Genomic DNA, 24198 nt, shown 5'->3' on the forward strand with positions numbered 1-24198 from the left:
CTTTTTTTTTATTACCATTTTATGTTATAATAAATTGTACTTCTAAAATAGAAAGGTCTTAAGATGACAACTCTTATTAAACATAAACGTGTAGAATTTTCAGAACTTTTTTATGACCTAGTTTTTGTTTTTGCAATTTCAAAAGTAACTACTTTAATTGACCATCTTCATAACGGTATTTTGACTTGGAATTCTTTCCTTGATTTTTTCATTGCTACTTTGTTTCTCATCGATTCCTGGATGATTCAAACCGATTATACCAATCGCTATGGAAAGAACTCTTTATTTAACATAGTAATCATGTTTATCAAAATGGGAATTTTACTCTTTATAGCCAATATGATTGGACCTGATTGGCAACAATATTTTCATTATCTCTGTTGGGCTATTGGTACATTAACCCTTACCTTATTTTTTCAATATTTGGTTGAATTTTTTAGAAAATCAACCGATGATGCTAATCGGGAAAGTATCAAAGGTTTTCTATGGATAACAGGTCTAGGAAGTTTATGATTCTATCTAGCAGCTCTTCTTCCTATTTACCTTAGAGTCTATATCTTATTTGCTAGTATTCTGCTAACATTTATTATGCCAAGTATCTTGCTTAATAAAGATAAGCATTACCAGGTAAATCTCCCCCATTTAATCGAGCGTATCTCCCTTCTTGTCATTATTATGTTTGGAGAGATGATTACGGAGCTAGCTAACTTCTTTACAATCGAGAATTTCTCGATTTATTCGGTTCTTTATTTCATTATTATGATTTCTCTGTTCTTGTTTTATTTTGGTCAATTCGACCATGCTATTGATGAAAAATCTAATCAAAAGGGACTATTTCTAATTTACAGTCACTATCCTATTTTCATTGGACTTCTTATGATGACCGTTTCGATGAGTTTTCTTCAGAATCCTGAAGCTAATCGTCTCTTTGCAACCAGCTTCTCTTATATCGGATTTGGCCTCTTTCAAGCTGCTGTCCTAGTAAATGGGCCCTATAACAAACACTATCTTCGCTATTCGAAAAGTTACTACTGTGTCCAAGCGACACTCTATCTGGCTGCCTTGATTCTCTCTTTAATCTTTGCTTCTAATCCTATAATAGTAGTGAGTATAACAACCATTTTAGCTCTAGCTATAGCCATTCATTTTATTTATTTTTATGTGACACAGAATAAAAAATATTCCAAATCTAACTGGGGGTTCTTTTAATGAGTTTATAACATAAAAAAGCTTTGGGAACCAAGGCTTTTTTGCTTTCTACCTAAACTTTTTCATAACGTATTTTCGTACAGGTGCTTCAATGGTTTTAACGATTTCAAATCCTTCTTTTTGATAAAGATGCTTGGCTGCCTGATTTGCCTCGAAGACATTTAGAGAAATACTATCTATGTCTCCATTTTCAAAGACCAAACTAACAAATTTCCTTAAGGCCTGACTACCTAAGCCTTGCCCCTGTTTCTGGGGATTGATTAAAAACCGTCCGATATGAAGATTCCTGTCTTCTAGCCTGATTTTCTGGATAAGCCCCACAAACTCTGGTCCATCAAAGATAGAAAAGACTCCTTCCAAATCTTGCAAGATTTGAATTGTCAAGGGAAAAGGAATCATTGTTCCCATCCATTGTTCTTGAAAGACTTTGCCAAAGGAATTGGACCATTGACATACGCGTTGAGCGTTTTCTGTGCTCACCTTTTCTTCAAAACGAATTATCATCTTTGCCTCACCATCTTATCTATGTTTCTCCATTATACTACTTCTCCCATTTTTTACGAATAGATAAGTATGATTGATTTTTATTTTTTTCTTGTCGGAAGCATTCTCGCTTCCTTTCTTGGTTTGGTCATTGACCGTTTTCCTGAGCAATCCATTATCAGTCCAGCTAGTCACTGCGATTCCTGTCAGACTCGCTTGCGTCCCTCAGATTTGATTCCGATTCTCTCGCAGGTTTTTAATCGCTTTTGCTGTCGCTACTGCAAGGCTACTTATCCAGTCTGGTATGCCCTTTTTGAACTAGGATTAGGTCTCCTATTTCTATCTTACTCTTGGAACTTCCTTTCCTTGGGACAAGTCATCCTAATCACTGCTGGTTTGACCTTGGGCATCTACGACTTTCGCTATCAGGAATATCCCTTACTGGTCTGGATGACTTTCCACCTAAGCCTAATGGCCTGCTCTGGCTGGAATCTAGTCATGGTCTTCTTCCTTGTCCTTGGAATTGTGGCTCATTTTATCGATATCCGCATGGGAGCAGGGGATTTTCTCTTTTTAGCTTCTTGTTCTCTTATCTTTAGCGTAACCGAATTACTCATCTTGATTCAGTTTGCTTCGGCGACGGGCATCCTAGCCTTTCTCCTGCAAAAGAAAAAGGAAAGACTTCCTTTCGTGCCTTTCCTCTTACTTGCTGCTTGTGTGATTATTTTTGGTAAGCTACTGCTTGTTTGATAAAGTCCTGAATTGGCTCTCCTTCATGGAGAGCTTTTACAATTTTCGAACCAACGATAACGCCATCTGATACCGCATTAAAGCGTTCTACATCGGCTTGACTAGATACACCAAAACCTGTCAAGACTGGAATGTCGGCTACTTGATGCAATTGTGCCAAGTGCTTGTCCAAATCTGCACGGTAATTGCCAGATTTCCCTGTCACCCCATTGATGGCAACAGCATAGACGAATCCCTCCGCCTCTTCAATCAACTCTTTCTGGCGCTCAATCCCTGTGGTCAAGCTTACTAAAGGAATCAAAGCAATGTCTGTATCTGCCAAAAATGGCTCTACAAAATTGGCATGCTCATGAGGAAGGTCTGGAATAATCAAGCCCTTAACCGCTGTATCTGCCAAATCTTTGACAAAGTTCTCCACACCGTACTGAAAGAGGGGGTTGAAGTAGGTCATGATGACCAGTGGAATCTCTGTTTGAATGGTTTTCAAGGTTTCAACCAAAGCCTGAGTAGAAGTTCCGTGGGCTAGACTGCGCAAGCCAGCTTCTTCTATAACAGGTCCATCTGCGACAGGATCTGAAAAGGGAATACCGACTTCAATAGCCGAAACACCCAAATCTTCTAAAAAGTTGATTGTTTCAGCGAGTCCAGCCAAACCTTTCTCATGGTCTCCAGCCATGATATAAGGAACGAAAATTCCTTTTCCAGCTGCTTTAATAGCATTTAATTTTTCTGTTAGTGTCTTAGGCATGAGCTTCTCCCTTCTTTGCTGCATCTGCTTCCAAGCGGTCTTTGACTTGAACCACATCCTTGTCACCACGACCTGATAGACAGACTATCATGGATTTGTCTGGACCGAGTTCTTTGGCCAATTTCACCGCAAAGGCGATAGCATGGCTAGATTCTAAGGCTGGGATAATCCCTTCCACACGAGACAAGAGCTGGAATCCTTCCAAGGCTTCTTCGTCTGTCACAGGAACATAGCTGGCACGTTTAATATCGTGATAGTGAGAATGTTCTGGACCGATACCAGGATAGTCCAAACCTGCTGAGATAGAGAAAGCTTCAAGAATTTGACCATGAGCATCTTGGAGCACATCCATGAGGGAACCGTGAAGGACACCCGGACGACCCTTAGTCAAAGTCGCTGCGTGATGCTCTGTATCCACACCAAGTCCTGCTGCTTCAGCCCCATACATGGCTACTGACTCATCTTCTACAAAGGGATGGAAGAGCCCGATAGCATTAGAACCACCACCAACACAGGCCACTAGGGCATCTGGCAGATCTTGACCTGTCAAGTCACGGTACTGTTGTTTAGCTTCTCGACCAATAACACTTTGGAAGTCACGAACGATTTCTGGGAATGGATGAGGCCCCAAGGCAGAACCAAGGATATAGTGGGTATCATCGATATTAGCTACCCATGAACGAAGGGCCGCATTGACCGCATCCTTGAGCACGCGCGAACCATCTGTTACGGCCTCGACCTTGGCTCCCAAAAGCTCCATACGGAAAACATTGAGGGCTTGGCGTTTGACATCTTCCTCACCCATGTAGATGGTACATTCCATGTTAAAGAGGGCCGCAGCTGTTGCAGTTGCCACACCGTGCTGACCAGCACCCGTTTCAGCGATAATTTTCTTTTTGCCCATGCGTTTAGCAAGTAAGACTTGTCCCAAGGCATTGTTAATCTTGTGGGCCCCTGTATGGTTGAGGTCTTCACGCTTGAGGTAAATCTTGGCTCCGCCAATATGCTGGGTCAAGTTTTTTGCGTAGTAAAGAGGCGTTTCACGTCCTACATACTGGCGTAAGAGCTGGTTTAATTCCTCTTGGAAACTTGGGTCTGCTTGACTTTCACGATAAGCCTTTTCCAACTCCAAAACTGCTGTCATCAATGTTTCTGGGACGAAACGTCCGCCGAATTTTCCGTAAAATCCATCTTTATTTGGTTCTTGATATGCCATTCTTTGCCCTCTCTATAAATCTTCTAATCTTTTCCTGATCTTTTTGTCCATCTGTCTCCACTCCGCTTGATACATCTACTGCATAGGGAGTAAAGTGTTGAATTGCTTTTGCTACATTGTCTTCATTAAGCCCACCTGCGATAAAGAAGGGCTGAGCTAGTTCTGCCGTATCCAGTTGGCCCCAGTCAAAGGTCTGGCCACTCCCAGCCACAGGGGCATCAAAGAGTAGATAATCTGCCTGAGAATTAGGCACATGACCATTTCCATCCACCTGCACCGCCTGAATACTGGCACAAGGCAAATTCTCAAATAAATTATCCGCCACCTGACCGTGAACTTGAACCAAGTCCAAGCCAACTTTGTCAATCGCTTCTAGCAGTTGAGCCCGACTTGGTGAAACAAATACACCAACCTTTTTGACATCTGCAGGAATAAGCTTTGCCAGCTCAGCAGCTTGATCCAAGGTCACCTGTCTTTTACTAGGTGCGAAGACAAAACCGATGTAGTCTGCTCCTGCTAAAACGGCTGTCTCTACCGCTTCTTTGGTGGATAATCCGCAAATTTTAACCTTTGTCAATCTGCAACTCCTTGATTCTCTGGGCTACATCTTCTGCCTGCATCAGAGCTGTCCCAACTAAAATTCCGTTAAAGTATGGTGCTACTCGTTCCGCATCCTGCCCTGTGAAAATAGCAGATTCAGAAATGTAATAGCGCCCTTCTTCAAAGTGCTGAGCCAAGTCTACACTGGTCTGCAAGTCGACTTCAAAGGTGGTCAAGTTGCGGTTATTGACCCCGATAATTTGAGCACCAAGGCGGTGAGCTACCTCTAGTTCAGCTAAATTGTGAGTTTCCACTAAAACTTCCAGACCAAGCTCTGTCGCATAGTCAAAAAGTTCCTTGAGGCGTTCTTCGGACAAGGCTGCCACGATGAGCAAGATAACTGTTGCACCTGCATTGCGAGCTCGAATGATTTGCTTTTCATCGATAATAAAGTCCTTGTTGAGCGTTGGAATGTTTACCTGACTGGAAATCTCCCGCAGATAATCTAAATGTCCTTTAAAGAAAACTTCATCTGTCAGAACAGAAATCATCACTGCGCCATTCGCTTCATAAGTCTGGGCCTGTTGCACAATATCCACATCTAGATTGATATCTCCCAGACTAGGGCTAGCCTTCTTGACCTCAGCAATTACTTGTAAACGGTCTTGGTGATTCTTTAAAAATTCAGCCAAGCGATAGGTCTGGCGCAGGGGTTGAATTTCCTCCAGTTCCATCTGATCGACCTCACGCGCCTTCTGCTCCAAGATTCGTGCTAAAAATTCCTGACTCATTTTTGGTACTCCTGTAACAGTCTGAGTTTTTCAAGGGCCTTGCCACTAGCAATCACTTGACGAGCCAAGGCAACCCCATCCTTGATATTATCTACCTTACCATTAGCATAGAAACCAAGACCAGCATTTAAAACTGTAGTTTCCAAGAATGGACTTGGTTCATTTTTAAGAACGCTGAGCAAAATTTCTGCATTTTCCTGAGCATTGCCTCCACGAATATCTTCGATAGCGTAACGTTCCATTCCCAAATCCTCTGGAGTAAAGCTTGACAAGGTGATTTCGCCATTCTCAAGAAGTGCAATCTTGGTTGTCCCGTTCAAACCAGCTTCATCCAAACCTTCTGGTCCAGCAACCACGATGGCACGTTTACGACCCATATTTTTCAAAACCTGAGCTGTACTTTCTAGAAGTTCTGGACGGCTAATTCCAAGAAGCTGTGTTTCCAAAGCCATTGGGTGAATCAGTGGACCAGTCAAGTTCATGATTGTTGGAATTCCTAGTTCCAAACGAGCTGGCATGATGTATTTCATAGCTGGATGCATATTTTTAGCAAAGAGAAAGACGATGCCAGTTTTATTAAAGACCTTACCTAGTTCAGCTGGTTTGAGGTCTAGATTGATACCCAAGGCTTCTAGGACATCTGCAGAACCAGATTTAGAAGAAATCGAGCGGTTACCGTGTTTGGCCATGTGAACGCCACCACCAGCCAAGACAAAGGCTGCAGTTGTGGAAATATTAAAGCTGAAAGACTTGTCGCCTCCTGTACCACAGTTGTCCATAGCATCATGTATCTCAGTTGGAATATGTTGGGCATGTCCTCTCATGACTTGGGCAATGGCTGTGCGCTCTTCAGGTGTTTCTCCCTTCATCTTAAGAGCCAAGAGGAGAGAAGCAATCTGTGCTTCGGTTACACGTCCAGTCACGATACGCTCAATGACGTCCGTCATTTCAACACCTGATAAATTTTCAAATTTTGCTAGTTTTTCAATAATCTCTTTCATCCTAGTTTCCTCACTTTACAACCTTCTCAATAAAATTCCGAATAGAAGACAAGCCATCTGGCGTTCCAATGCTCTCTGGATGGTACTGGAAGCCATAAATTGGAAGTGTTTTGTGTTGAATCCCCATGATGGCTTGGTCATCAGTCGAACGAGCTGTCACTTCAAAGTTTTCTGGCATTTCTTCAATTAAAATACTGTGGTAACGCATGACCGCACGGCCATCCTCAATGCCTTGATACAAAACAGATGGCGCTTCAAAGCTGATATTGCTCTGTTTCCCATGCATGACTTTTGGAGCCAAACCTAACTTACCACCAAAGACTTCTGCAATGGCTTGGTGACCCAAACAAATCCCAAGAATCGGCTTCTTGCCAGCAAAATCACGAATCATGTCTTCCATCTTTCCAGCATCAACTGGCCAACCAGGACCAGGAGAAAAGACCAGACCATCTGCTTTTTCAGCTTCTTCATACAGCTTGGGATCATCATTTCTCAAGACCTGCACTTCTGCAAAATTTCCAATGTACTGCGCCAAGTTATAGGTAAAAGAATCATAGTTATCAATCAATAAAATCATGGTCTTAGTTCTCCAATTCTAGTCATAGATTTAGCCTTGTTAATGGTTTCTTGGTATTCGTTTTGGGCAATGGAGTCATAGACAATCCCTGCCCCAGCCTGCACATAGGCTGTTTGATTTTTGAGAATCATAGTTCGGATGGCAATGGCGAAATCCATATCACCCGTCGCAGACAAGTAGCCGATTGCTCCTGCGTATACGCCTCGTTTTTCCGTTTCTAGTTCATAGATGCGTCTCATGGCCCGAATCTTTGGTGCTCCTGAAACTGTTCCAGCTGGAAGTGTAGATTTCAAGGCATCCATGGCAGTGAGTTCTGGAAGCAAACGCCCTTTCACCACGCTGGTCAAATGCATAACATAGCGGAAGAGCTCCACTTCCATATACTTGGTGACTTGGACACTGGCTGTTTCGGAGATGCGACCAATATCGTTACGCCCCAAGTCTACCAACATCCGATGTTCTGCTGTTTCCTTCTCATCAGAAAGCAGGTCAGTTGCCAAGGCCTTGTCTTCTTCATCCGTTGTTCCTCTTGGTCGTGTACCCGCAATCGGATTGGTTGTTACAACGCCATTTTTAACAGAAACCAAACTTTCAGGACTGGCACCGATGATTTGATAATCCCCAAAATCATAGAAATAAAGGTAATTGGATGGGTTGGTCACGCGGAGATTTCTGTAGAAGTCAAATGGATTTCCAGTAACCTCTGCTGAAAAACGCTGGCTGAGTACACATTGGAACATATCGCCATTACGAATCAAGTCGCGAGCTGTTTCCACCATTTCCTCAAACTTCTGAGGAACAATATGCGGTTTGAAGTCCAGCGGCGATAAATCCAAGTCTTCAAATTCATTTGAAGCGGGGATGCGTAATTCCTCCAGCACTTGATTCAAGGCTTTTTCCAAGTCTTCTTGACTACGCTCACTGTAAAGAGCATCCTCGATGACATGAATTTTTTCCTTCTTGTGGTCAAATACCATGTAGCTCTCATAAACAAAGAAATGCATGTCTGGCGTCCCAATGGTATCCTCAGGAATTTGACCAATTTCTTCATAGAGCGAAATCATATCGTAACCGACAAAGCCAATAGCTCCCCCACCAAAAGGTAGATCTGAATGGTGCTGGCTCTTATGAGTCACTTCATAAAGGAAATCCAAAGGATCCCGATCAATCACTTGACCATTTTGATAAAGGATCCCATTTTCAAACTTAATCTCAAAAACTGGATTATAGGCTAGGATAGAAAAACGAGCTGTTTCCTTGTCTCTCGGAATACTCTCTAAGATAACCTTGTGTTGCCCCTTTAGGCGCATATAAGCCAAGATTGGTGATAAGACATCTCCATGAATGATTCGTTCCATTGTATTTTCCCTTTCAGTTTCTTATTTTTAATTTTTTGTCTTTTTTCTATTTCCCTTAAATAGTGCGGACGGGAGCAACTTTCTCCGAAATTTCATCCCTAATTTTTGAGCCCCTCGCTCATTCATTTCTAGGCTCAGGCTAAAATAGTTCCCCGAACTTTTTTACTCTCAAAAATTCCGTTCTAGAGAAGCATCTTTGCTTCTCTAGAATACCACTATGGCGGGAAATAGCGGTTTAATGCTCACTTCGTTCGCAAATATTTTATAGAAATTTATCTAGTGATAAAGCATAATTTAAAACTGATAGCCATATCTACGATAAATATATAAAAATCCCCACGCAAAATAACTTGCGTGAGGACGAAATTCGCGGTGCCACCTCAATTATAGGATTTCTCCTATCTCTCATTCCTGTCTTAGAAAGATTCTGTAACAGGCTGTGCGATAAAGGGCACTCCCTTGAGAATTATGTTTTCTTCTCTCGTTTCAGATGGACCCAACCTTACAGCTTTCTCTGCTTGTTTTCAGCAACCACAAGCTCTCTGTGAGAGAAAAGACTGTAATTTTTCCATCTTTTATTTTTTAGCTTCTAGATAGTCTGCAATTGCAGCTACGTCCTTGTCTCCACGACCAGAGACATTGATGATGATAATGTCGTCTTTACTTAGTTTCGGTGCACGTTTAACTGCTTCTGCGATAGCGTGCGAACTTTCAATCGCTGGGATAATTCCTTCAGTCTTGCTGAGAAGGAGGAGAGCCTGAACAGCTTCTTCATCCGTCGCTGCAACATATTCCACGCGACCTGAATCTTTAAAGTAGGCATGTTCTGGGCCAACCCCTGGATAGTCCAATCCAGCTGAGATAGAGTAAACTGGAGCTAGCTCTCCATCTTCCTTAAAGACTGCATAAGTCTTCATGCCATCGACAATTCCGATACTACCTTTTGTCATAGTAGCTGCGTGCTTGTCTGTGTCAAGTCCATGACCAGCAGCTTCGACCCCAACCAATTTAACTTCTTCATCAGCCACATACTGAGAAAAAGCACCGATGGCATTAGAGCCACCACCTACACAGGCAATAACGTAGTCTGGTAAACGACCTTCTTTTTCTAAGATTTGACGGCGAGATTCTTCACTGATGACCTTTTGGAACTCATGAACAATGGTTGGATATGGGTGAGGTCCCACAGCAGATCCCAGAACATAAAAGGCTTCAAGGTCATTCATCCATGCTCCAAAGGCTGCATCAACAGCATCTTTGAGGGTACGAGTCCCTGTTTCAACTGCGTGAACAGTTGCTCCCATCATCTCCATACGGAAAACATTGAGACGTTGACGCTCCACATCCTCTGCCCCCATGTAGACATCACAGGCCATACCAAACTTGGCTGCAGCCGCTGCTGTCGCAACACCGTGCTGACCTGCCCCTGTTTCCGCGATAACCCGTTTTTTGCCCATGCGTTTAGCCAAAAGAATTTGTCCTAAAACGTTGTTGAGCTTGTGAGAACCAAGGTGGTTAAGGTCTTCGCGCTTGAGATAAATCTTAGCACCACCTAAGTGGTCTGTCAAACTTTCTGCAAAATAGAGCGGTGTTTCGCGACCTGAATAGTCCTTCAAATAATGACGAAATTCTGCCAAAAACTCTGGATCATCTTTGTACTTTTCAAATGTCACTTCCAACTCATCCAACAAAGCCTGAATCGGCTCCGGTACAAAACTACCACCAAATTGTCCAAAATAACCTTTAGTTGTCATAAAAATTTCCTCTTTCCATATTAATCCGTCCTTTTTGTTTGCTTTTAGTAGTAGGCAAGGAGCTGCAGATAGAACTCAAGTTCATCAAAGCGACTTAACGCCCTAATAAAAGATAAACAAAACGACGGATACAAAAAAGCCCACACACAGAATTAAATTCCGTGTGAGGGCGTTGGTAACGCGGTGCCACCTCAATTATAAAGGGACTATCCCTTTACATCTCTGCCTTGTCTAACAACAAGTTGCACTGTAAGGTGTGCGCACCGAATTTTCATTGTTTCAAATTCACTTTTAAAATCAGCCCACTTTCACTACTTCCAACCACCTGTTCACAATCACCACAGGCTCCCTGAAGATCAAAAATAGTTACTTTTCTGATTTGTTGAATTTATTTTAATACTTTGTTTTTTCTTTGTCAAGACTTTTTTACAATTTTTTTGATGAAGCTAGTACTTTTTCAGAAACTGTTTTGAAAGTCTCAATGATATAATCCACTTCTTCATCGCTTAGTTTAGTGTGAAGAGGAAGCGTAATTTCATTTTCAAAGAAGGCATAAGCCTTAGGATAGTTCGCCATATCAAAACCAAGATTCTTATAGGCTGTCAAAAGCGGAAGCGGTTTGTAGTGGACATTGCTTGCAATTCCTGCTTTAGCTAATTCTTGGATAATAAGATTGCGTTCTTCTAAACTCGCTCCTTCTACATGGGTGATGTAGAGGTGGCGTGAAGATTCGACAGTTTCAGTCTTGTGTGCCAATGGATGGATACGAGAACCTGCAAAACCACGATCATAGCGGTTCACGATCTCCTTACGACGTTCTAGCAAACTTGGGTAGCGGTCCAATTGTACCAAACCAAGGGAAGCCATAATATCGGTCATATTACACTTGTAGGCTGGTGTGACGATATCGTATTCCCATGAACCCAGTTGCATCTTAGCAAGAGCATCCTTAGTTTGTCCGTGAAGGGAAAGAATTTGGAACTCCTTGTACATTTCTTCGTCGTCAATCGCTGGATTGGCTTTCCAAGTGGCACTTCCACCTTCTGCAGTTGTAAAGTTCTTAACGGCGTGGAATGAGAAGGAAGTAAAGTCAGCGATAGAACCAGCTGGTTGCCCTTTATAAGTAGATCCCAAAGCATGGGCACTATCAGAAACAATCACGATACGGTTAAAGGCTTTTTGCCACTTGCTTGAAGCGGTAAAGAGATCACGTTTCTTCTCCACAACTTGGAACAAACGGTCGTAGTCGCAAACAATCCCTGCAAGCTCTACTGGGATGATCACCTTGGTCTTTTCAGTGATAGCTTGCTCAAGCAGGTCATAGTCCATCTCAAACGTATCTGCTTGGATATCCACCATGACAGGAGTTGCTCCCACGTGAGTGATGACACTACATGAAGCTGTATAGGTCATGGCTGGAACGATGACTTCATCACCAGGTCCCACTTCCAAGACGCGCAAAATCAACTCAAGAGCGGCAGTCGCAGAGTTGAGGCAGACGGTCTTAGGTGTCTGTGTATATTGAGACAAGCGACGCTCTAGTTCTTTTGTCTTAGGACCTGTTGTGATCCAACCAGAACGCAGGGTATCCGCTACTTCAGCAATTTCTGCTTCCGTAATATCGGGTGGTGAAAATGGAATATTGTAATTTGGCATTGATTTGCTCCTTTTATCTGTACTCATTTTCTTATGACTACTTTATTTTAGCACTTCAAACACGGTTTGAAACATGATTTTGATGTCTCCAAGGAAACTAAACTCTCGGAGATAGGCGAGGTTATAGCGCATCTTTTCAGGAAGGACGTGTTCGACATAGGCCTGGTCAACTGACAAACCTTTCTCCGTCATTTGACTGATGATGGTGTCCTCATCCTTGTAGTTGATGCTGGCTGGAGAGGTAATCCCTGCTGGTAAAAGCAAAGTCGCCATCATTTCAGGGCTATACTGCTCTGTGTAGCGTGGCACTTCAGGTCGTGTACCGACAAAGGACATCTCACCTTTAAGGACATTGACCAACTGAGGCAGTTCGTCCAAACGGACACGGCGGATGAAATTGCCAACCTTAGTGATGCGGCTATCGTTAGCAGAAGTCACCAGACTTCCTTTTTTATCCGCATCCGTCACCATGGTACGGAACTTCCAAATCTTGAAAGGTCGATTGTACTGGGTCACGCGCTCTTGCTTGTAAATCACTGGCCCCTTGCTATCCAACTTGATCCAAATGCTCAAAATGAGAAAGATGGGAGAGGTCAGAACCAGTACAACCAAGGCCAAAACCCAGTCCAAACAACGCTTGAAAATCAGCGAACCCTTCCTTTTAGAGACAAGCTGGTAGTAAGACTCAACCTCGCTTGATTTCATTTCCACGGGCAAGTCTTCCCATTTCAGCATGCTGTTTCTCCTTTGTTTTTATTATACTATTTGTCAACATTTTTCATTATACCACAAAATGGAAAAGGCGGTGAAAGAAATCTGTAATTTGAAGGATTTCCTTCTTACACTCAATGAAAATCAAAGAGTAAACTAGAAAGCTAGACGCAGGCTGCTCAAAATATAGCTTTGAGGTTGCAGATAAAACTGACATGGCTTGAATAGATTTTCAAAGAGTATTAGGCCATGGCCCCTACCTGCAAACTATACATCTTGTGATAGGTTCCTCCCAAGGCCAAAAGTTCCTCATGGCTTCCACTCTCGATAATGCGCCCCTTGTCCAAAACATAGATACAGTTGGCGTCTTGGATGGTAGAAAGGCGGTGAGCAATGGCAATGGTTGTTCGTCCCTGTCTCATCTTAGCCAGTGAAGCTTGAACCAGACTTTCTGTTTCAGAGTCAATATTTGCTGTCGCTTCATCCAAAATCAAGATTTTGGGCTGACTGGCAACTGTTCTAGCAAAGGCAAGAAGCTGGCGCTGTCCAGTTGAAAAGCTCGAACCACGCTCGGACACAGGTGAGTCGTAACCCTGAGGAAGGTCTTGAATAAAGGAATCTGCATCCACGAAGGCTGCAGCAGCCTGGACCTGCTCATCACTAATGTCTTGGTACATGGCGATATTGGACTTAATGGTTCCATGATAGAGGAAGGGTTCCTGCAAGACCAGACCGATGTTTTTTCTCAGCTCTTCCTGACTGTAGTCCCTAATATCCACATCGTCCAAGAGAACTCGCCCTGATTGAAATTCATAAAAGCGCATGAGGACATTAATAATCGAAGATTTCCCTGAACCTGTATGGCCTACAAATGCAATGGTTTCACCCTTGTTAACCGAAAAGGAAATATCATCCAGAATCTGATGTTTCCCGTCATATGAGAAACACACATGTTCAAAACGGATATTGCCTTCTTTGACTTTAGCCTGGCCATTTTCTTGAAGAGGTTCATAGGTCCTCTCGTCTATCAGGGAAAAGACACGACCTGCAGAAACCATAGACGTTTGCAGGGTTGAGAAGTTTTGCGTCACTTCAATCAAGGGATCAAAGAGACGATTGATATACTGGATAAAGGCATACATGGTTCCTGCCGTTATTCCCAGATAAAGACCACGATAGCCAAAATAGGCCATCAAAACAGCGTATCCTAGAAGTTTCAGTAAACTCATGGCAGGACGCAAAAAGAGAGCATCCAAGGCTACAGAACGGTTGGCATAGACCAAGTGTTCTTGGTTGATTTCATCGAATTCCGCCTGCAGGCGCTTCTCTTGATTAAAGGCCTGAATAATCCTGATGCCCTCGATATTCTCTGCCAGCTTACTATTGATATCTGACAAGAGACTTCTGGTTTTCTCAATGATTTTCACTGATTTTTTCCGATAGAGATTGACCAAAAGGAAGATCAAGGGGAGAAAGAGCAAGACTAATGCTGTCAAACGAAAATCCAATACCAACATGGTATAAAGAGTTGTCAGAAAGATGAAAACTGCTGAGATAAAGCTAGATAAAATCCCCGAAAACATATCGCTGATGGTCTCGGTGTCATTTGTCAAACGAGAGACGATAGAGCCTGCTGGTGTCTTGTCAAAATAGGACATGCCCAATTTCTCCATATTGGCAAAGGCATCCCGACGAATATCCCTAACAATACTGTATGACACCCGTGCAAAGAGAAGATTACCGACATACTGAACTACAGTTTGTAGGATATAAAGGCCATAGTAGGCCAGCAAAACGGTAATGGCTAGTTGGTTAAGATTACTCAGATACTGGTCGATAAAGTGGGAAGCCACAAGGGGAATGACACTTTTGATGACCGTCGTCGCTAGGAGAAAACTGAGTGCCAAAAAGGTCAGGAGGCCGTAAGGCTTGAGATAGGACATCAAGCGCTTCAATACAGTCCATTGTTCTTTCTTATTCTGCATCTTCTTCTCCTTTCATTTCCATCTGCTGAGACTGGTAGGTTTGGGCATACCAGCCATCCAAAGCTAGCAAGTCTTCGTGTGTGCCCTGTTCAATAATTTGACCATTTTGCAGAACCAAGATTAGATCTGCATGGACAACTGCACTGAGGCGATGGGCCGTGATGATGGTTGTCTTGTCCTGACGCGTTTCCTTGAGATTGTCAATAATCGCATACTCTGTCTTGGCATCAACGGCCGACAAGGAATCATCTAAAATCAAGATATCTGGATCTAAAATCATAGCCCGACTCATGGCCAGACGTTGCTTTTGTCCGCCAGATAGACTGACACCCTTTTCACCGATAACTGTATCAAATCCCTGAGGCATAGCTTGAATGTCTTGATAAACTTGGGCTAGCTTGGTCGCTTCCTCGACCGCTGAAAGTGGCAAGTTCGGATTTCCAAAGCGAATATTGTCTAAGATAGAGGTCGCAAAGAGGAACTGGTCCTGAGGGACGTAGCCCATGAGACTACGAAGATCTGTCAGACGATAGTCACGAATATTATGACCGTTTAGGTAAATAGCACCCTTATCCACATCGTATTCACGCAAGAGGAGCTTGATTAAGGACGTTTTTCCAGAGCCTGTCTGACCAACCAAGCCCAGAGTTTGCCCTTTTTCCAAACTAAAGTGAACATTTGTCAGTGTTTCCTCATTTTCAAAGGCAAAGCTATCAATGGCATACTGCAAGCGCCCGTTTTCAATGCCATCTAAAGGAAACTCAGGGTCTTGTACAGGTGATTCCTGAGACAAAAGTTCCTCAATCCGCTGATAGGAAACCTTCCCTCGCTGGGTAATATTAAAGAGGAAGCCAATGGCCATGAGAGGCCAGACCAGCATATCCAAGTAGCTTATAAAGGTGACCAGATTCCCAACCGTGATTTGCTCTTTCTGAACCATCAAGGAGCCGACCAAGAGCGTTAAAACATAGGAGGAACCAACAAATAAGAGAACCATAGGGTCAAAGAGACTATCGTATTTCATGGTTTGGAGGTTCTTTTGGAAGGTCAATTCATTGACTGCCTGAAAGGACTTCAACTCGTCCGCCTGATACCCGAAAGACTTGGTCACTTTAATACCTGATACAGACTCCTGCACCTTGTTATTGAGTTCAGAAAAGGCAGCCTGTGATTCGCCAAAAGCCTTGTGGGTCTTTCTCCCTAGACGACTGGTCGCATAAGCCATGAAAGGTAAGGGTAAAATGGCAACTAGAGTCATTTGCCACGAAATGCTAAAGAGCATGGTCAGCAAGGTCACCAGCGCTGTGATAGAGGCATCCACCGCAGACATGACTCCTCCACCTGCTAAACGAGTCAAGGCATTGATATCGTTGGTTGCATGTGCCATCAGGTCCCCCGTCCGATAGGTTTGATAAAAAGCTGGAGACATTTTTGTGAAATGTTCAAATAAGCGAGATCGCATAATCTGTCCCAAACGGTAGGAAGTCCCAAGGATATACATACGCCAAACATAGCGCAGATAGTACATCCCAAAGGCTGCAAGAAGCAAGTAAAATAGGGCAAGAAGGAGGTCCTGCTGGGTTAATTGCCCCGATGTGATGGCATCAATGACCCTCCCCATAACCATTGGGGGAATGAGGTTGAGGACGGAAACCAAGACCAGAGCCACAATCCCGACTAAATAACGGCGTTTTTCTAACTTGAAAAACCACCAAAGTTTTTGAATAATGGACATAACATCCCTTTCTGATTGCAAATAGAAACCTGAGGCCAAGACCCCAGGTTTTTCTTATTCATAGGTTACGACTGTGACCGCACCCTTGTCATACTCAGCGATAAAGATATTGGCTACATTGTCATGTCCTTGTTTGCTGAGATTATCAAGCAGCCACTCTTCGCTACGGCCAATCGTTTCCAAGACATCGACTTGGATCACACCGTCAGTCACAACTGGATACTTAGGATTTTCATCTCCTATTTGGACCACGATGAGTTGGCCATTTTGCTCCTGCACAGCGCGTTTGACCTGTTTCATCTGGAAAATCCCTTGGCTACGAAGTTTGAGAGCAACTTCTGCTGCAGACAAACCAACTGAACGACAGGCTTCTGGGTCAATCTGCCCATTTTTGATAAGGAGAGTTGGTTTCCCATCAATCAAGCGTTTGACAAAGCGAACATTGTTATTGAGCCACTTTAGGGTCAAAACCAAAATCGTCCACATCATCAAAATCACTGCATACTGGAGAATGCTGATTGAACTATTGTAAATCACCCCACCGATGATACCACCGAGAACATAGTTCTGAATTTGGTCTGTCGCAGAGTTAGGTGCTAGGTTTCCTTTTCCTGTCACATTGATCACGAAAACCAGCGAGAGTAGACCCAAGGCCAGTTTGATTAAAATTTCCATATAGTTGAGTGTCATTTGTTTACCTCCACCAATTCAATAGCGTCTGTTTGATTCAATTCTAATTTCTCTAAAAGATACTTGTCTGGTTGGCTCCCGTTCATGGCGCGGTAGAAATTTGGACCTACCTTGACAAGCGCTCCATCAGTGGCTGCAGAAGTATTGACATAAACTTCTGATTTATCCACTCCCAAGTCTTTGGAAACAACCTCTATGAAATGAAGGGAGGTTTGAAATTGGTTGTTAGAGGCTTGATTGGTCTGGTATTTTGAGATTGTCACCAAAAGCATGGCCACCAAGGTCAAGGCCAAAATCATGACCAATTCCCGAAACTTAGTCCCCTTTTTATCTCGATAGGCTTTAAAAGCAAAAAATCCTGTGATAGCTAGGAGAACAATTCCAAAGCCAATCATGATGCCATTTTGCTGACTGATTTGGCTAAGTACATAGTCATATGAGTAAAATTTCATTTATTTTCACTCCCTTTCATAAAATCATTCTTCATTATAAACGAAAGAGAGTGATTTTTCAAGCCATACGTTGGGGAAATGGACCTTTTTTTGGTATAATAAAATCTATAATCTGAATGAAAAAGGTAACTTTATGAAACTCATCTCATGGAATATTGATTCCCTCAATGCTGCCCTAACTAGTGACTCAACTCGTGCCAAATTGTCCCAAGAAGTACTACAAACCTTGGTCGCTGAAAATGCTGATATCATTGCTATCCAAGAAACCAAGCTTTCTGCCAAAGGGCCTACAAAGAAACATTTGGAAATTTTAGAAGAACTCTTCCCAGGCTACGAAAACACGTGGCGTTCTTCTCAAGAACCTGCCCGCAAAGGCTATGCTGGAACCATGTTCCTTTATAAGAAAGAACTCACACCCACTGTCACTTTTCCAGAAATCGGTGCCCCTTCTACCATGGACTTAGAAGGTCGCATCATCACTCTAGAATTTGATGAATTTTTCGTGACCCAAGTTTACACTCCAAACGCTGGCGACGGCCTCAAACGTTTGGAAGAACGCCAAGTCTGGGATGTCAAATATGCGGAGTACTTGGCTGAACTAGACAAAGAAAAACCAGTCCTTGCGACCGGTGACTACAATGTAGCCCACAATGAAATTGACCTTGCAAATCCTGCCAGCAACCGCCGTTCACCTGGATTTACCGACGAGGAACGTGCTGGATTTACCAACCTTTTAGCAACTGGATTTACTGATACCTTCCGCCACATTCACGGCGATGTTCCAGAACGCTACACTTGGTGGGCACAGCGCAGCAAGACCTCTAAAATCAATAATACTGGCTGGAGAATTGACTACTGGCTCACAAGTAACCGCATCGCTAACAAGGTGACTAAGTCTGATATGATCGACTCGGGAGCTCGCCAAGACCATACACCTATTGTCATGGAGATTGAACTCTAAGGAGAAAACGAATGGACTATCAAGCTGTCATTCCTGAATTTGTAGTATCTGACATCGAAAAATCACGTCACTTCTACTGCGACCTGCTAGGATTCTCTGTCGAATACGAGCGTCCAGAGGAGAAATTTCTCTTCCTCTCGCTTGAAGACTGCCAACTTATGCTAGAAGAAGGCAGCACAGAAGAATTAGCCCAACTAACCTATCCTTTCGGGCGCGGTGTCAATATTTCCTTTGGCATTGAAGATGTCCCTCAGCTCCACCAAAAACTGCTGGAAGCTGACTATCCTATCCATCGTCCCCTGACAAAAAGAGAATTTCGAGTAGGAGATAGCTTTATATATCCCCATGAATTTGCAGTTTTGGATCCAGATGGCTATTTTTTAAGATTTAGCGAGTAGAGTAATAAAGGTTTAGAAAAAAATATTTCAAATCAGAAAAAGGCATATTGTCAGGTGTTTAAAAACCTAATAATATGCCCTTTTATGATGGAAAAACCTTCTAAATGTTAGCTAATAAGTTAATTTTTTCCTATTTTTATTATATTTGTTCGTTTTTTAAACCAAAACACTAACAAAATATTTGATTTCTAAAGCTTTTTAGTGTAGAATAAGAACGTTGGCTCAAGCCTATTTAAAATTGAATATCGTTTTACTTGTTTATGTCGTGAATTGGCACGACGTTTCTACAAGGTGCCAGAACACCTGACAATAAGTAAGTTAGCTTGAAGGTATGGTTGTTTTTACCTTGCCTATTTTGGGGGACTTGCTTAGAGATTAAGTAGGTCCTTTTTGAATATTTTTAATATTTCCCTTAATTAGTGCGGACGGGAGCAACTTCCTTCGGAATTTCATCCCTAATTTTTGAGCCAAAAGTCTCAAAAATCCCGTCATAGACAATAACAAGATTATTGTCTATGATACCACTACAACGGGAAATATTTGATAAGACTCGCTTCGCTCGTACTAGTTTTATCAAATATATAGTACTAGCAAACTGGATCACTATAGAAATATTTAACCAACAAGTAAACTGGCTTTTAGACTTTAGGAGGTCTTATGAAATTATTAGAAGAGCGCATCCTCAAGGATGGGCATATCTTGGGTGACAACATCCTCAAGGTGGATTCCTTTTTAACCCACCAAGTTGACTTTAGCTTGATGCGAGAGATTGGTAAGGTTTTTGCGGAAAAATTTGCTTCTGCTGGCATTACCAAGGTCGTGACCATTGAAGCGTCAGGTATTGCACCAGCCCTTTTTACAGCTGAAGCCTTAAACGTTCCCATGATTTTCGCCAAAAAAGCTAAGAACATCACTATGAACGAAGGAATCTTAACTGCCGAAGTTTACTCCTTTACCAAGCAGGTAACCAGCACCGTTTCTATCGCTGGAAAATTCCTCTCACCAGAGGATAAGGTCTTGATTATCGACGATTTCCTTGCTAACGGCCAAGCTGCTAAAGGCTTGATTCAAATCATCGAACAAGCTGGAGCAACAGTCGAAGCTATCGGTATTGTGATTGAAAAATCTTTCCAAGATGGCCGTGATTTGCTTGAAAAAGCAGGCTATCCTGTCCTATCACTCGCTCGTTTGGATCGTTTTGAAAATGGTCAAGTTATTTTTAAGGAGGCAGATCTCTAATGCAAACTCAAGAAAAACATTCGCAAGCAGCCGTTCTTGGCTTGCAGCACTTACTAGCCATGTACTCAGGTTCTATCCTTGTACCTATTATCATTGCAACATCTCTGGGATACTCAACTGAACAGTTGACCTACTTAATTTCAACAGATATCTTCATGTGTGGAGTAGCTACCTTCCTCCAACTTCAACTCAACAAACACTTTGGTATCGGGCTTCCTATCGTTCTTGGAGTTGCCTTCCAATCGGTTGCTCCTCTGATTATGATTGGGCAAAGCCACGGTAGTGGTGCTATGTTTGGTGCTTTAATTGCATCAGGTATTTACGTAATTCTTGTCTCAGGAGTCTTCGCAAAAATAGCCGATCTCTTTCCTTCTATCGTAACAGGATCTGTCATCACTACAATCGGTTTGACCTTAATTCCTGTAGCTATTGGGAACATGGGAAATAACGTTCCAGAGCCAACTGGTCAAAGTCTCTTGCTTGCAGCTATCACTGTTTTGATTATCCTCTTGATTAACATCTTTACCAAAGGATTTATCAAGTCTATCTCTATTTTGATTGGCCTGGTTGTTGGAACTGCCATTGCTGCTACCATGGGCTTGGTTGACTTCTCGCCTGTTGCGGCAGCACCACTTGTCCATGTCCCAACTCCACTCTACTTTGGGATGCCAACCTTTGAAATCTCATCTATTGTCATGATGTGTATCATCGCAACGGTATCTATGGTTGAGTCAACTGGTGTTTACCTAGCCTTGTCTGATATCACAAAGGATCCAATCGACAGCACGCGCCTTCGCAACGGATACCGCGCAGAAGGTTTGGCCGTACTTCTCGGAGGAATCTTTAACACCTTCCCTTACACAGGATTCTCACAAAACGTTGGTTTGGTTAAACTGTCAGGTATCAAGACTCGTCTGCCAATCTACTACGCAGCTGGTTTCCTGATTCTCCTTGGACTTCTCCCTAAGTTTGGTGCCCTCGCCCAAATCATTCCAAGTCCTGTCCTCGGTGGTGCCATGCTGGTGATGTTTGGTTTTGTATCTATTCAAGGGATGCAAATCCTCGCTCGTGTTGACTTTGCTAACAATGAACATAACTTCCTTATCGCAGCAGTTTCAATCTCTGCAGGTGTCGGACTCAACAACAGTAATCTCTTTGTCAGCATGCCAACAGCCTTCCAAATGTTCTTCTCAAACGGAATCGTCGTAGCCAGCCTACTTGCCATAGTACTAAATGCAGTATTAAATCATAAAAAGAAATCATGAAAGTCGCATAATTAAAAAGCGGTTGTCAACTTTTCGTTGAAGACCGCTTTTTTGTAGCCTACTTGTTTTAGTAAGTATACTTTTGATTCTAACTTATATAATTTCTTTAGACAGATCGCTATAATATTCACGCTTTAATAATGGGCTTTCTATGTTAACCCGATTAACTTTCGAATCAACATATTTCAAATTATCTCTAATAATCGAAAAGAACGTTTGACTTTTTAAACTTAGAAATTTTGAATTTATTGCGTCGAACATTTTTTTCAAAACCTTTTCATCAGTTTCATTTTTTACGAATGAATCAATAGCAAATGGCAGACTTGTGATAGATTTACTATCAATCAAGTTCATATAAACGAGAAAAATTACCAATAAATCTTTATTTAAATTTGTTCCACTGCCCTTTAACTTATCAAAATTACGGAATTTTTTATCTGTGATACCTGTTGAACCAATTAGAATTGAAAGTTCATTTTTAAGTGCTTCATAATCTCCTTCAATTGTTTTCGCTCTCTGATTAAGCTCTTTTTTGAGCATCCTTATTTCTTTTGTAATGTCACCAATCAATTTGTCAAGATTTGATTTTTCCGAAGTTTCTTGAATCTCTAACTTTTTTAGTTCAGATAAAACATTTTGATTCACATACTCATCAATATCAGATAATTGTTTCAGTTCAGTTAATCGTTCATGATATTGATTAAACTGTTCTTGTAGCTGTTTTATAGCTTCTTCTTTTTCTTGAACTATTCTTTTAGATTTCATAATTTGCTGAGAAATACTATCTATTCGACTCTTGATTGCAAGTTCATTGTCTTCCAGTTCTAAGCGTGTTAGGGATTGTTGTCTAGTTAAGATAGAATGGCAATAAACACATTCATGTCTAATTTCAGAAAATCTCTCCTGAATCTTACTTGATAACTTTTTAAGCTCTTCTAAATCTTGATTTAATATATCAAGATTTATCTTTTCTTTAGATAATTCCCCAGTCTTATCGGTAATTTTTATAGAAAACTTATCTGTTTCGGTAATATAAAAATCTAATTCTTTTTGTAGGTCTTTGAAATCTTTAGGAACTGTCTCAGTAATTTTATTTTTAGTACGATATGTTTTATATACTGATTGAACCTGATCGATTCTTCCATTTACTAATTCTAATTGCCTTAAATACTCATTTTTTTTACTTTCTTTATCAACGATTTGACTATCAGATATGCCTAGATAATAATCAAAAACATTTTTGGGAAAATCATTTGATTTATACCGTCCTAAACTTTCAAATGAATCTTTAAATAATTTACCATCCCATGCTTTATCCTGATCAATATACATTGGACTAAAAAGGGCTTCAACAGAAGCTAAACTTGCTTTATCACTGCTTTTGTTGACTAATTCCAGCCTCATTTTAAGTTTCTCTTGAAACCACAAATAGTATTCTGCAAAGTTTTCAAACAGTTTGACTTCATTATTATCTAAAACAGAAATAACTTTATTATGTCTCTTGATCAAAAATTCATTACCATCAATAAAAACTTCTAATTGAAAAATAAAATTGTCCGCATTCCAACCCTTGGGAAATGATTTGAGGTTTGCTCCTAAGGCATAGTAAATTGATTTAACTAGACTAGATTTCCCTTCACCATTCGTACTACTAACTATTAGGTTTGCTGAATCAGAAAATACAAATTTGTTCGCTTTTTCGTTCTCGTAATCTGCTATTAAAAGACTTTTTATGGTCATCCTACTCATTAGCAATTCCCTCCAAAATATCGCAATACGCCGATATTCCTACAGCATATCTACTGTTTTCTGATAATGTTCCCATTTCAGATAACATAAATGTTTTAGGTATTAACGTTGTTACCGATTCATTTTCTAAACTATTTTTATCACTGTTCAAAAAATTAACGACAGATTTTTTAGCAGTTATATATTCTAATATAATCTTTTTTTCTTCTTTCTTTATTTTCTCATTCTTAATTTCAGTAAAACCAAATTTATCAAGTTCTTTATCAAATCGTGCCTTTGCAGTTACTTTTTGTAAGATTAAATTTAGCCCTTCTGATGTAATCTTTTTGAGTTCTTTATCTGCAATCGTATGCACTTCTTTTTCAGATTTTTGGACAATTTGCTGCAATAATTCGTTAATAATTACATCATCTCTATTATCAATAGAAACCCTTTGATTTGCCATCTCTCCCTTTAAAAATGTTTTAGCATTGATAATGTTATTATCAAAAGCAGTTTTTACCAAAGCAAAATTATCTACCTTCGGATTATTAACTTCCTTCTTTTGATTATCAGATAACAGCCATGAACTAGAAAAAAGTTCTTCTGTATCTATCTGTTCTTGCATTTCTTTTAAATCGCTTTCTTTAAAATTATATACTACAATTTTATAAATAGAATCGCTTGTCCCTGAAGAAAGATTCTTTTCAAAGATAGAAGGTCGTTCCTTTGTTTCTTGTAATAACTTTTTGAGACTCATGTTTTTCTGACCTTTGACCTGTATATAAGCATGATAGCTATCATCATAAGTAACTTCAAAATCCTCATCCGTCTCAACATATATTGAAAAATTGGACTTATTATAGTTTCTAATCGCAACTAAAGATATAACGCAATTTTGATAATTAAAGCCTTTTTGCGCAATTGATCCCCCATTATCTTTTACCATAA

At 41.3% G+C, this 24198-nt stretch carries 22 protein-coding genes, 1 pseudogene, 1 riboswitch and 2 other annotated features; of the genes and pseudogenes, 6 read left to right on the plus strand and 17 right to left on the minus strand.

What is annotated here, in order from left to right; translation table 11 throughout:
• Positions 1-63: 63 nt before the first annotated feature.
• Positions 64-1209, plus strand: a pseudogene (locus FBF73_RS06730) (low temperature requirement protein A).
• Between the two features lie 48 nt (positions 1210-1257).
• On the opposite strand, the gene FBF73_RS06735 reads toward FBF73_RS06730, so the two are convergent.
• Entirely contained in the window at positions 1258-1713 is a 456-nt protein-coding gene (locus FBF73_RS06735) for a GNAT family N-acetyltransferase (protein WP_136937322.1), read from the minus strand.
• Positions 1714-1782: 69 nt separating this feature from the next.
• On the opposite strand from FBF73_RS06735, the gene FBF73_RS06740 reads away from it, so the two are divergent.
• On the plus strand, positions 1783-2442 hold the full coding sequence (locus FBF73_RS06740) for a prepilin peptidase (RefSeq protein WP_136937323.1): 660 nt from the start codon (positions 1783-1785) through the stop codon (positions 2440-2442).
• Here FBF73_RS06740 and trpA read toward each other — a convergent pair.
• The 14 genes from trpA to FBF73_RS06810 form a co-directional block, all read right to left on the minus strand.
• Positions 2414-3190, minus strand: a complete 777-nt coding sequence (gene trpA, locus FBF73_RS06745; RefSeq protein WP_136937324.1) for a tryptophan synthase subunit alpha — start codon at positions 3188-3190, stop codon at positions 2414-2416. The two genes, FBF73_RS06740 and trpA, sit on opposite strands and share 29 nt — an antisense overlap.
• A complete protein-coding gene (gene trpB / locus FBF73_RS06750) occupies positions 3183-4406 on the minus strand; it encodes a tryptophan synthase subunit beta (protein ID WP_000331265.1) in 1224 nt (407 codons plus the stop codon). Before trpB (FBF73_RS06750) ends, trpA begins: the two co-directional genes overlap by 8 nt.
• The gene (locus FBF73_RS06755; protein ID WP_136937325.1) at positions 4384-4983 is read right to left on the minus strand and encodes a phosphoribosylanthranilate isomerase; all 600 of its coding nucleotides are present in this window, start codon (positions 4981-4983) and stop codon (positions 4384-4386) included. Before FBF73_RS06755 ends, trpB (FBF73_RS06750) begins: the two co-directional genes overlap by 23 nt.
• Positions 4970-5737 carry an indole-3-glycerol phosphate synthase TrpC gene (gene trpC, locus FBF73_RS06760; RefSeq protein ID WP_136937326.1) on the minus strand — a complete coding sequence of 256 codons (768 nt, stop codon included), beginning with the start codon at positions 5735-5737 and terminating at the stop codon, positions 4970-4972. Before trpC ends, FBF73_RS06755 begins: the two co-directional genes overlap by 14 nt.
• Positions 5734-6738 carry an anthranilate phosphoribosyltransferase gene (gene trpD, locus FBF73_RS06765; RefSeq protein ID WP_136937327.1) on the minus strand — a complete coding sequence of 335 codons (1005 nt, stop codon included), beginning with the start codon at positions 6736-6738 and terminating at the stop codon, positions 5734-5736. Before trpD ends, trpC begins: the two co-directional genes overlap by 4 nt.
• Positions 6739-6748: 10 nt before the next feature.
• A complete protein-coding gene (locus tag FBF73_RS06770; protein WP_125386827.1) occupies positions 6749-7315 on the minus strand; it encodes an aminodeoxychorismate/anthranilate synthase component II in 567 nt (188 codons plus the stop codon).
• Entirely contained in the window at positions 7312-8673 is a 1362-nt protein-coding gene (trpE, locus tag FBF73_RS06775) for an anthranilate synthase component I (RefSeq protein WP_049551471.1), read from the minus strand. The genes FBF73_RS06770 and trpE overlap by 4 nt, the downstream gene beginning before the upstream one ends.
• 353 nt (positions 8674-9026) lie before the next feature.
• Positions 9027-9258, minus strand: a binding site (T-box leader).
• Positions 9249-10427, minus strand: coding sequence for a tryptophan synthase subunit beta (trpB, locus tag FBF73_RS06780; protein WP_136937328.1), 1179 nt, complete (start codon positions 10425-10427; stop codon positions 9249-9251). Its footprint overlaps the feature before it by 10 nt.
• 162 nt (positions 10428-10589) lie before the next feature.
• Positions 10590-10819: a binding site (T-box leader), on the minus strand.
• A 34-nt stretch (positions 10820-10853) separates the two neighbouring features.
• Complete coding sequence (locus FBF73_RS06785) at positions 10854-12083, minus strand: DegT/DnrJ/EryC1/StrS family aminotransferase (protein ID WP_020903539.1); 1230 nt, start codon at positions 12081-12083, stop codon at positions 10854-10856.
• A 42-nt stretch (positions 12084-12125) separates the two neighbouring features.
• Positions 12126-12818, minus strand: a complete 693-nt coding sequence (locus FBF73_RS06790) for a sugar transferase (protein ID WP_000922210.1) — start codon at positions 12816-12818, stop codon at positions 12126-12128.
• Positions 12819-13036: 218 nt separating this feature from the next.
• Positions 13037-14779: an ABC transporter ATP-binding protein gene (locus FBF73_RS06795; RefSeq protein WP_001180041.1), complete on the minus strand. Its 1743-nt coding sequence runs from the start codon at positions 14777-14779 to the stop codon at positions 13037-13039.
• Positions 14769-16514, minus strand: a complete 1746-nt coding sequence (locus FBF73_RS06800; protein ID WP_136937329.1) for an ABC transporter ATP-binding protein — start codon at positions 16512-16514, stop codon at positions 14769-14771. Before FBF73_RS06800 ends, FBF73_RS06795 begins: the two co-directional genes overlap by 11 nt.
• Before the next feature lie 54 nt (positions 16515-16568).
• Positions 16569-17204 carry a DUF421 domain-containing protein gene (locus FBF73_RS06805; RefSeq protein WP_136937330.1) on the minus strand — a complete coding sequence of 212 codons (636 nt, stop codon included), beginning with the start codon at positions 17202-17204 and terminating at the stop codon, positions 16569-16571.
• Complete coding sequence (locus FBF73_RS06810) at positions 17201-17656, minus strand: DUF3290 family protein (RefSeq protein ID WP_000675332.1); 456 nt, start codon at positions 17654-17656, stop codon at positions 17201-17203. The genes FBF73_RS06805 and FBF73_RS06810 overlap by 4 nt, the downstream gene beginning before the upstream one ends.
• 133 nt (positions 17657-17789) lie before the next feature.
• Between FBF73_RS06810 and FBF73_RS06815 the strand changes: the two genes are divergently transcribed.
• From FBF73_RS06815 to FBF73_RS06835, 4 genes are all read left to right on the plus strand, one after another.
• Complete coding sequence (locus tag FBF73_RS06815) at positions 17790-18617, plus strand: exodeoxyribonuclease III (RefSeq protein ID WP_136937331.1); 828 nt, start codon at positions 17790-17792, stop codon at positions 18615-18617.
• 11 nt (positions 18618-18628) lie between these two features.
• Positions 18629-19015 carry a bleomycin resistance protein gene (locus FBF73_RS06820; protein WP_136937332.1) on the plus strand — a complete coding sequence of 129 codons (387 nt, stop codon included), beginning with the start codon at positions 18629-18631 and terminating at the stop codon, positions 19013-19015.
• A gap of 234 nt (positions 19016-19249) precedes the next feature.
• A riboswitch (purine riboswitch) is annotated at positions 19250-19345 on the plus strand.
• Positions 19346-19672: 327 nt separating this feature from the next.
• On the plus strand, positions 19673-20254 hold the full coding sequence (locus FBF73_RS06830) for a xanthine phosphoribosyltransferase (RefSeq protein ID WP_000770413.1): 582 nt from the start codon (positions 19673-19675) through the stop codon (positions 20252-20254).
• Positions 20254-21519 carry a nucleobase:cation symporter-2 family protein gene (locus FBF73_RS06835; RefSeq protein ID WP_136937333.1) on the plus strand — a complete coding sequence of 422 codons (1266 nt, stop codon included), beginning with the start codon at positions 20254-20256 and terminating at the stop codon, positions 21517-21519. Before FBF73_RS06830 ends, FBF73_RS06835 begins: the two co-directional genes overlap by 1 nt.
• Positions 21520-21612: 93 nt before the next feature.
• On the opposite strand, the gene FBF73_RS06840 is transcribed toward FBF73_RS06835, so the two are convergent.
• Positions 21613-23268, minus strand: a complete 1656-nt coding sequence (locus tag FBF73_RS06840; protein ID WP_136937334.1) for an endonuclease — start codon at positions 23266-23268, stop codon at positions 21613-21615.
• Entirely contained in the window at positions 23261-24196 is a 936-nt protein-coding gene (locus FBF73_RS06845) for a dsDNA nuclease domain-containing protein (protein WP_136937335.1), read from the minus strand. The genes FBF73_RS06840 and FBF73_RS06845 overlap by 8 nt, the downstream gene beginning before the upstream one ends.
• Between the last annotated feature and the right edge of the window lie 2 nt (positions 24197-24198).

Origin of the sequence: Streptococcus mitis (assembly GCF_005144795.1) — a bacterium.
In the GTDB taxonomy this organism is placed as follows: Bacteria; Bacillota; Bacilli; order Lactobacillales; family Streptococcaceae; genus Streptococcus; species Streptococcus mitis_BB.

Bases quoted from the DNA above. Each gene is read 5' to 3' on its own strand.
- FBF73_RS06785 (WP_020903539.1), bottom strand. From the start codon at position 12,083: ATGCCAAATTACAATATTCCATTTTCACCACCCGATATTACGGAAGCA.
- trpD (WP_136937327.1), bottom strand. From the start codon at position 6,738: ATGAAAGAGATTATTGAAAAACTAGCAAAATTTGAAAATTTATCAGGT.
- FBF73_RS06735 (WP_136937322.1), bottom strand. From the start codon at position 1,713: ATGATAATTCGTTTTGAAGAAAAGGTGAGCACAGAAAACGCTCAACGC.
- FBF73_RS06795 (WP_001180041.1), bottom strand. From the start codon at position 14,779: ATGCAGAATAAGAAAGAACAATGGACTGTATTGAAGCGCTTGATGTCC.
- trpB (WP_136937328.1), bottom strand. From the start codon at position 10,427: ATGACAACTAAAGGTTATTTTGGACAATTTGGTGGTAGTTTTGTACCG.
- FBF73_RS06820 (WP_136937332.1), top strand. From the start codon at position 18,629: ATGGACTATCAAGCTGTCATTCCTGAATTTGTAGTATCTGACATCGAA.
- FBF73_RS06815 (WP_136937331.1), top strand. From the start codon at position 17,790: ATGAAACTCATCTCATGGAATATTGATTCCCTCAATGCTGCCCTAACT.
- FBF73_RS06845 (WP_136937335.1), bottom strand. From the start codon at position 24,196: ATGGTAAAAGATAATGGGGGATCAATTGCGCAAAAAGGCTTTAATTAT.
- FBF73_RS06830 (WP_000770413.1), top strand. From the start codon at position 19,673: ATGAAATTATTAGAAGAGCGCATCCTCAAGGATGGGCATATCTTGGGT.
- trpC (WP_136937326.1), bottom strand. From the start codon at position 5,737: ATGAGTCAGGAATTTTTAGCACGAATCTTGGAGCAGAAGGCGCGTGAG.
- FBF73_RS06805 (WP_136937330.1), bottom strand. From the start codon at position 17,204: ATGACACTCAACTATATGGAAATTTTAATCAAACTGGCCTTGGGTCTA.
- FBF73_RS06840 (WP_136937334.1), bottom strand. From the start codon at position 23,268: ATGAGTAGGATGACCATAAAAAGTCTTTTAATAGCAGATTACGAGAAC.
- trpE (WP_049551471.1), bottom strand. From the start codon at position 8,673: ATGGAACGAATCATTCATGGAGATGTCTTATCACCAATCTTGGCTTAT.
- FBF73_RS06770 (WP_125386827.1), bottom strand. From the start codon at position 7,315: ATGATTTTATTGATTGATAACTATGATTCTTTTACCTATAACTTGGCG.
- FBF73_RS06790 (WP_000922210.1), bottom strand. From the start codon at position 12,818: ATGCTGAAATGGGAAGACTTGCCCGTGGAAATGAAATCAAGCGAGGTT.
- FBF73_RS06835 (WP_136937333.1), top strand. From the start codon at position 20,254: ATGCAAACTCAAGAAAAACATTCGCAAGCAGCCGTTCTTGGCTTGCAG.
- FBF73_RS06740 (WP_136937323.1), top strand. From the start codon at position 1,783: ATGATTGATTTTTATTTTTTTCTTGTCGGAAGCATTCTCGCTTCCTTT.
- trpA (WP_136937324.1), bottom strand. From the start codon at position 3,190: ATGCCTAAGACACTAACAGAAAAATTAAATGCTATTAAAGCAGCTGGA.
- FBF73_RS06800 (WP_136937329.1), bottom strand. From the start codon at position 16,514: ATGTCCATTATTCAAAAACTTTGGTGGTTTTTCAAGTTAGAAAAACGC.
- FBF73_RS06810 (WP_000675332.1), bottom strand. From the start codon at position 17,656: ATGAAATTTTACTCATATGACTATGTACTTAGCCAAATCAGTCAGCAA.
- trpB (WP_000331265.1), bottom strand. From the start codon at position 4,406: ATGGCATATCAAGAACCAAATAAAGATGGATTTTACGGAAAATTCGGC.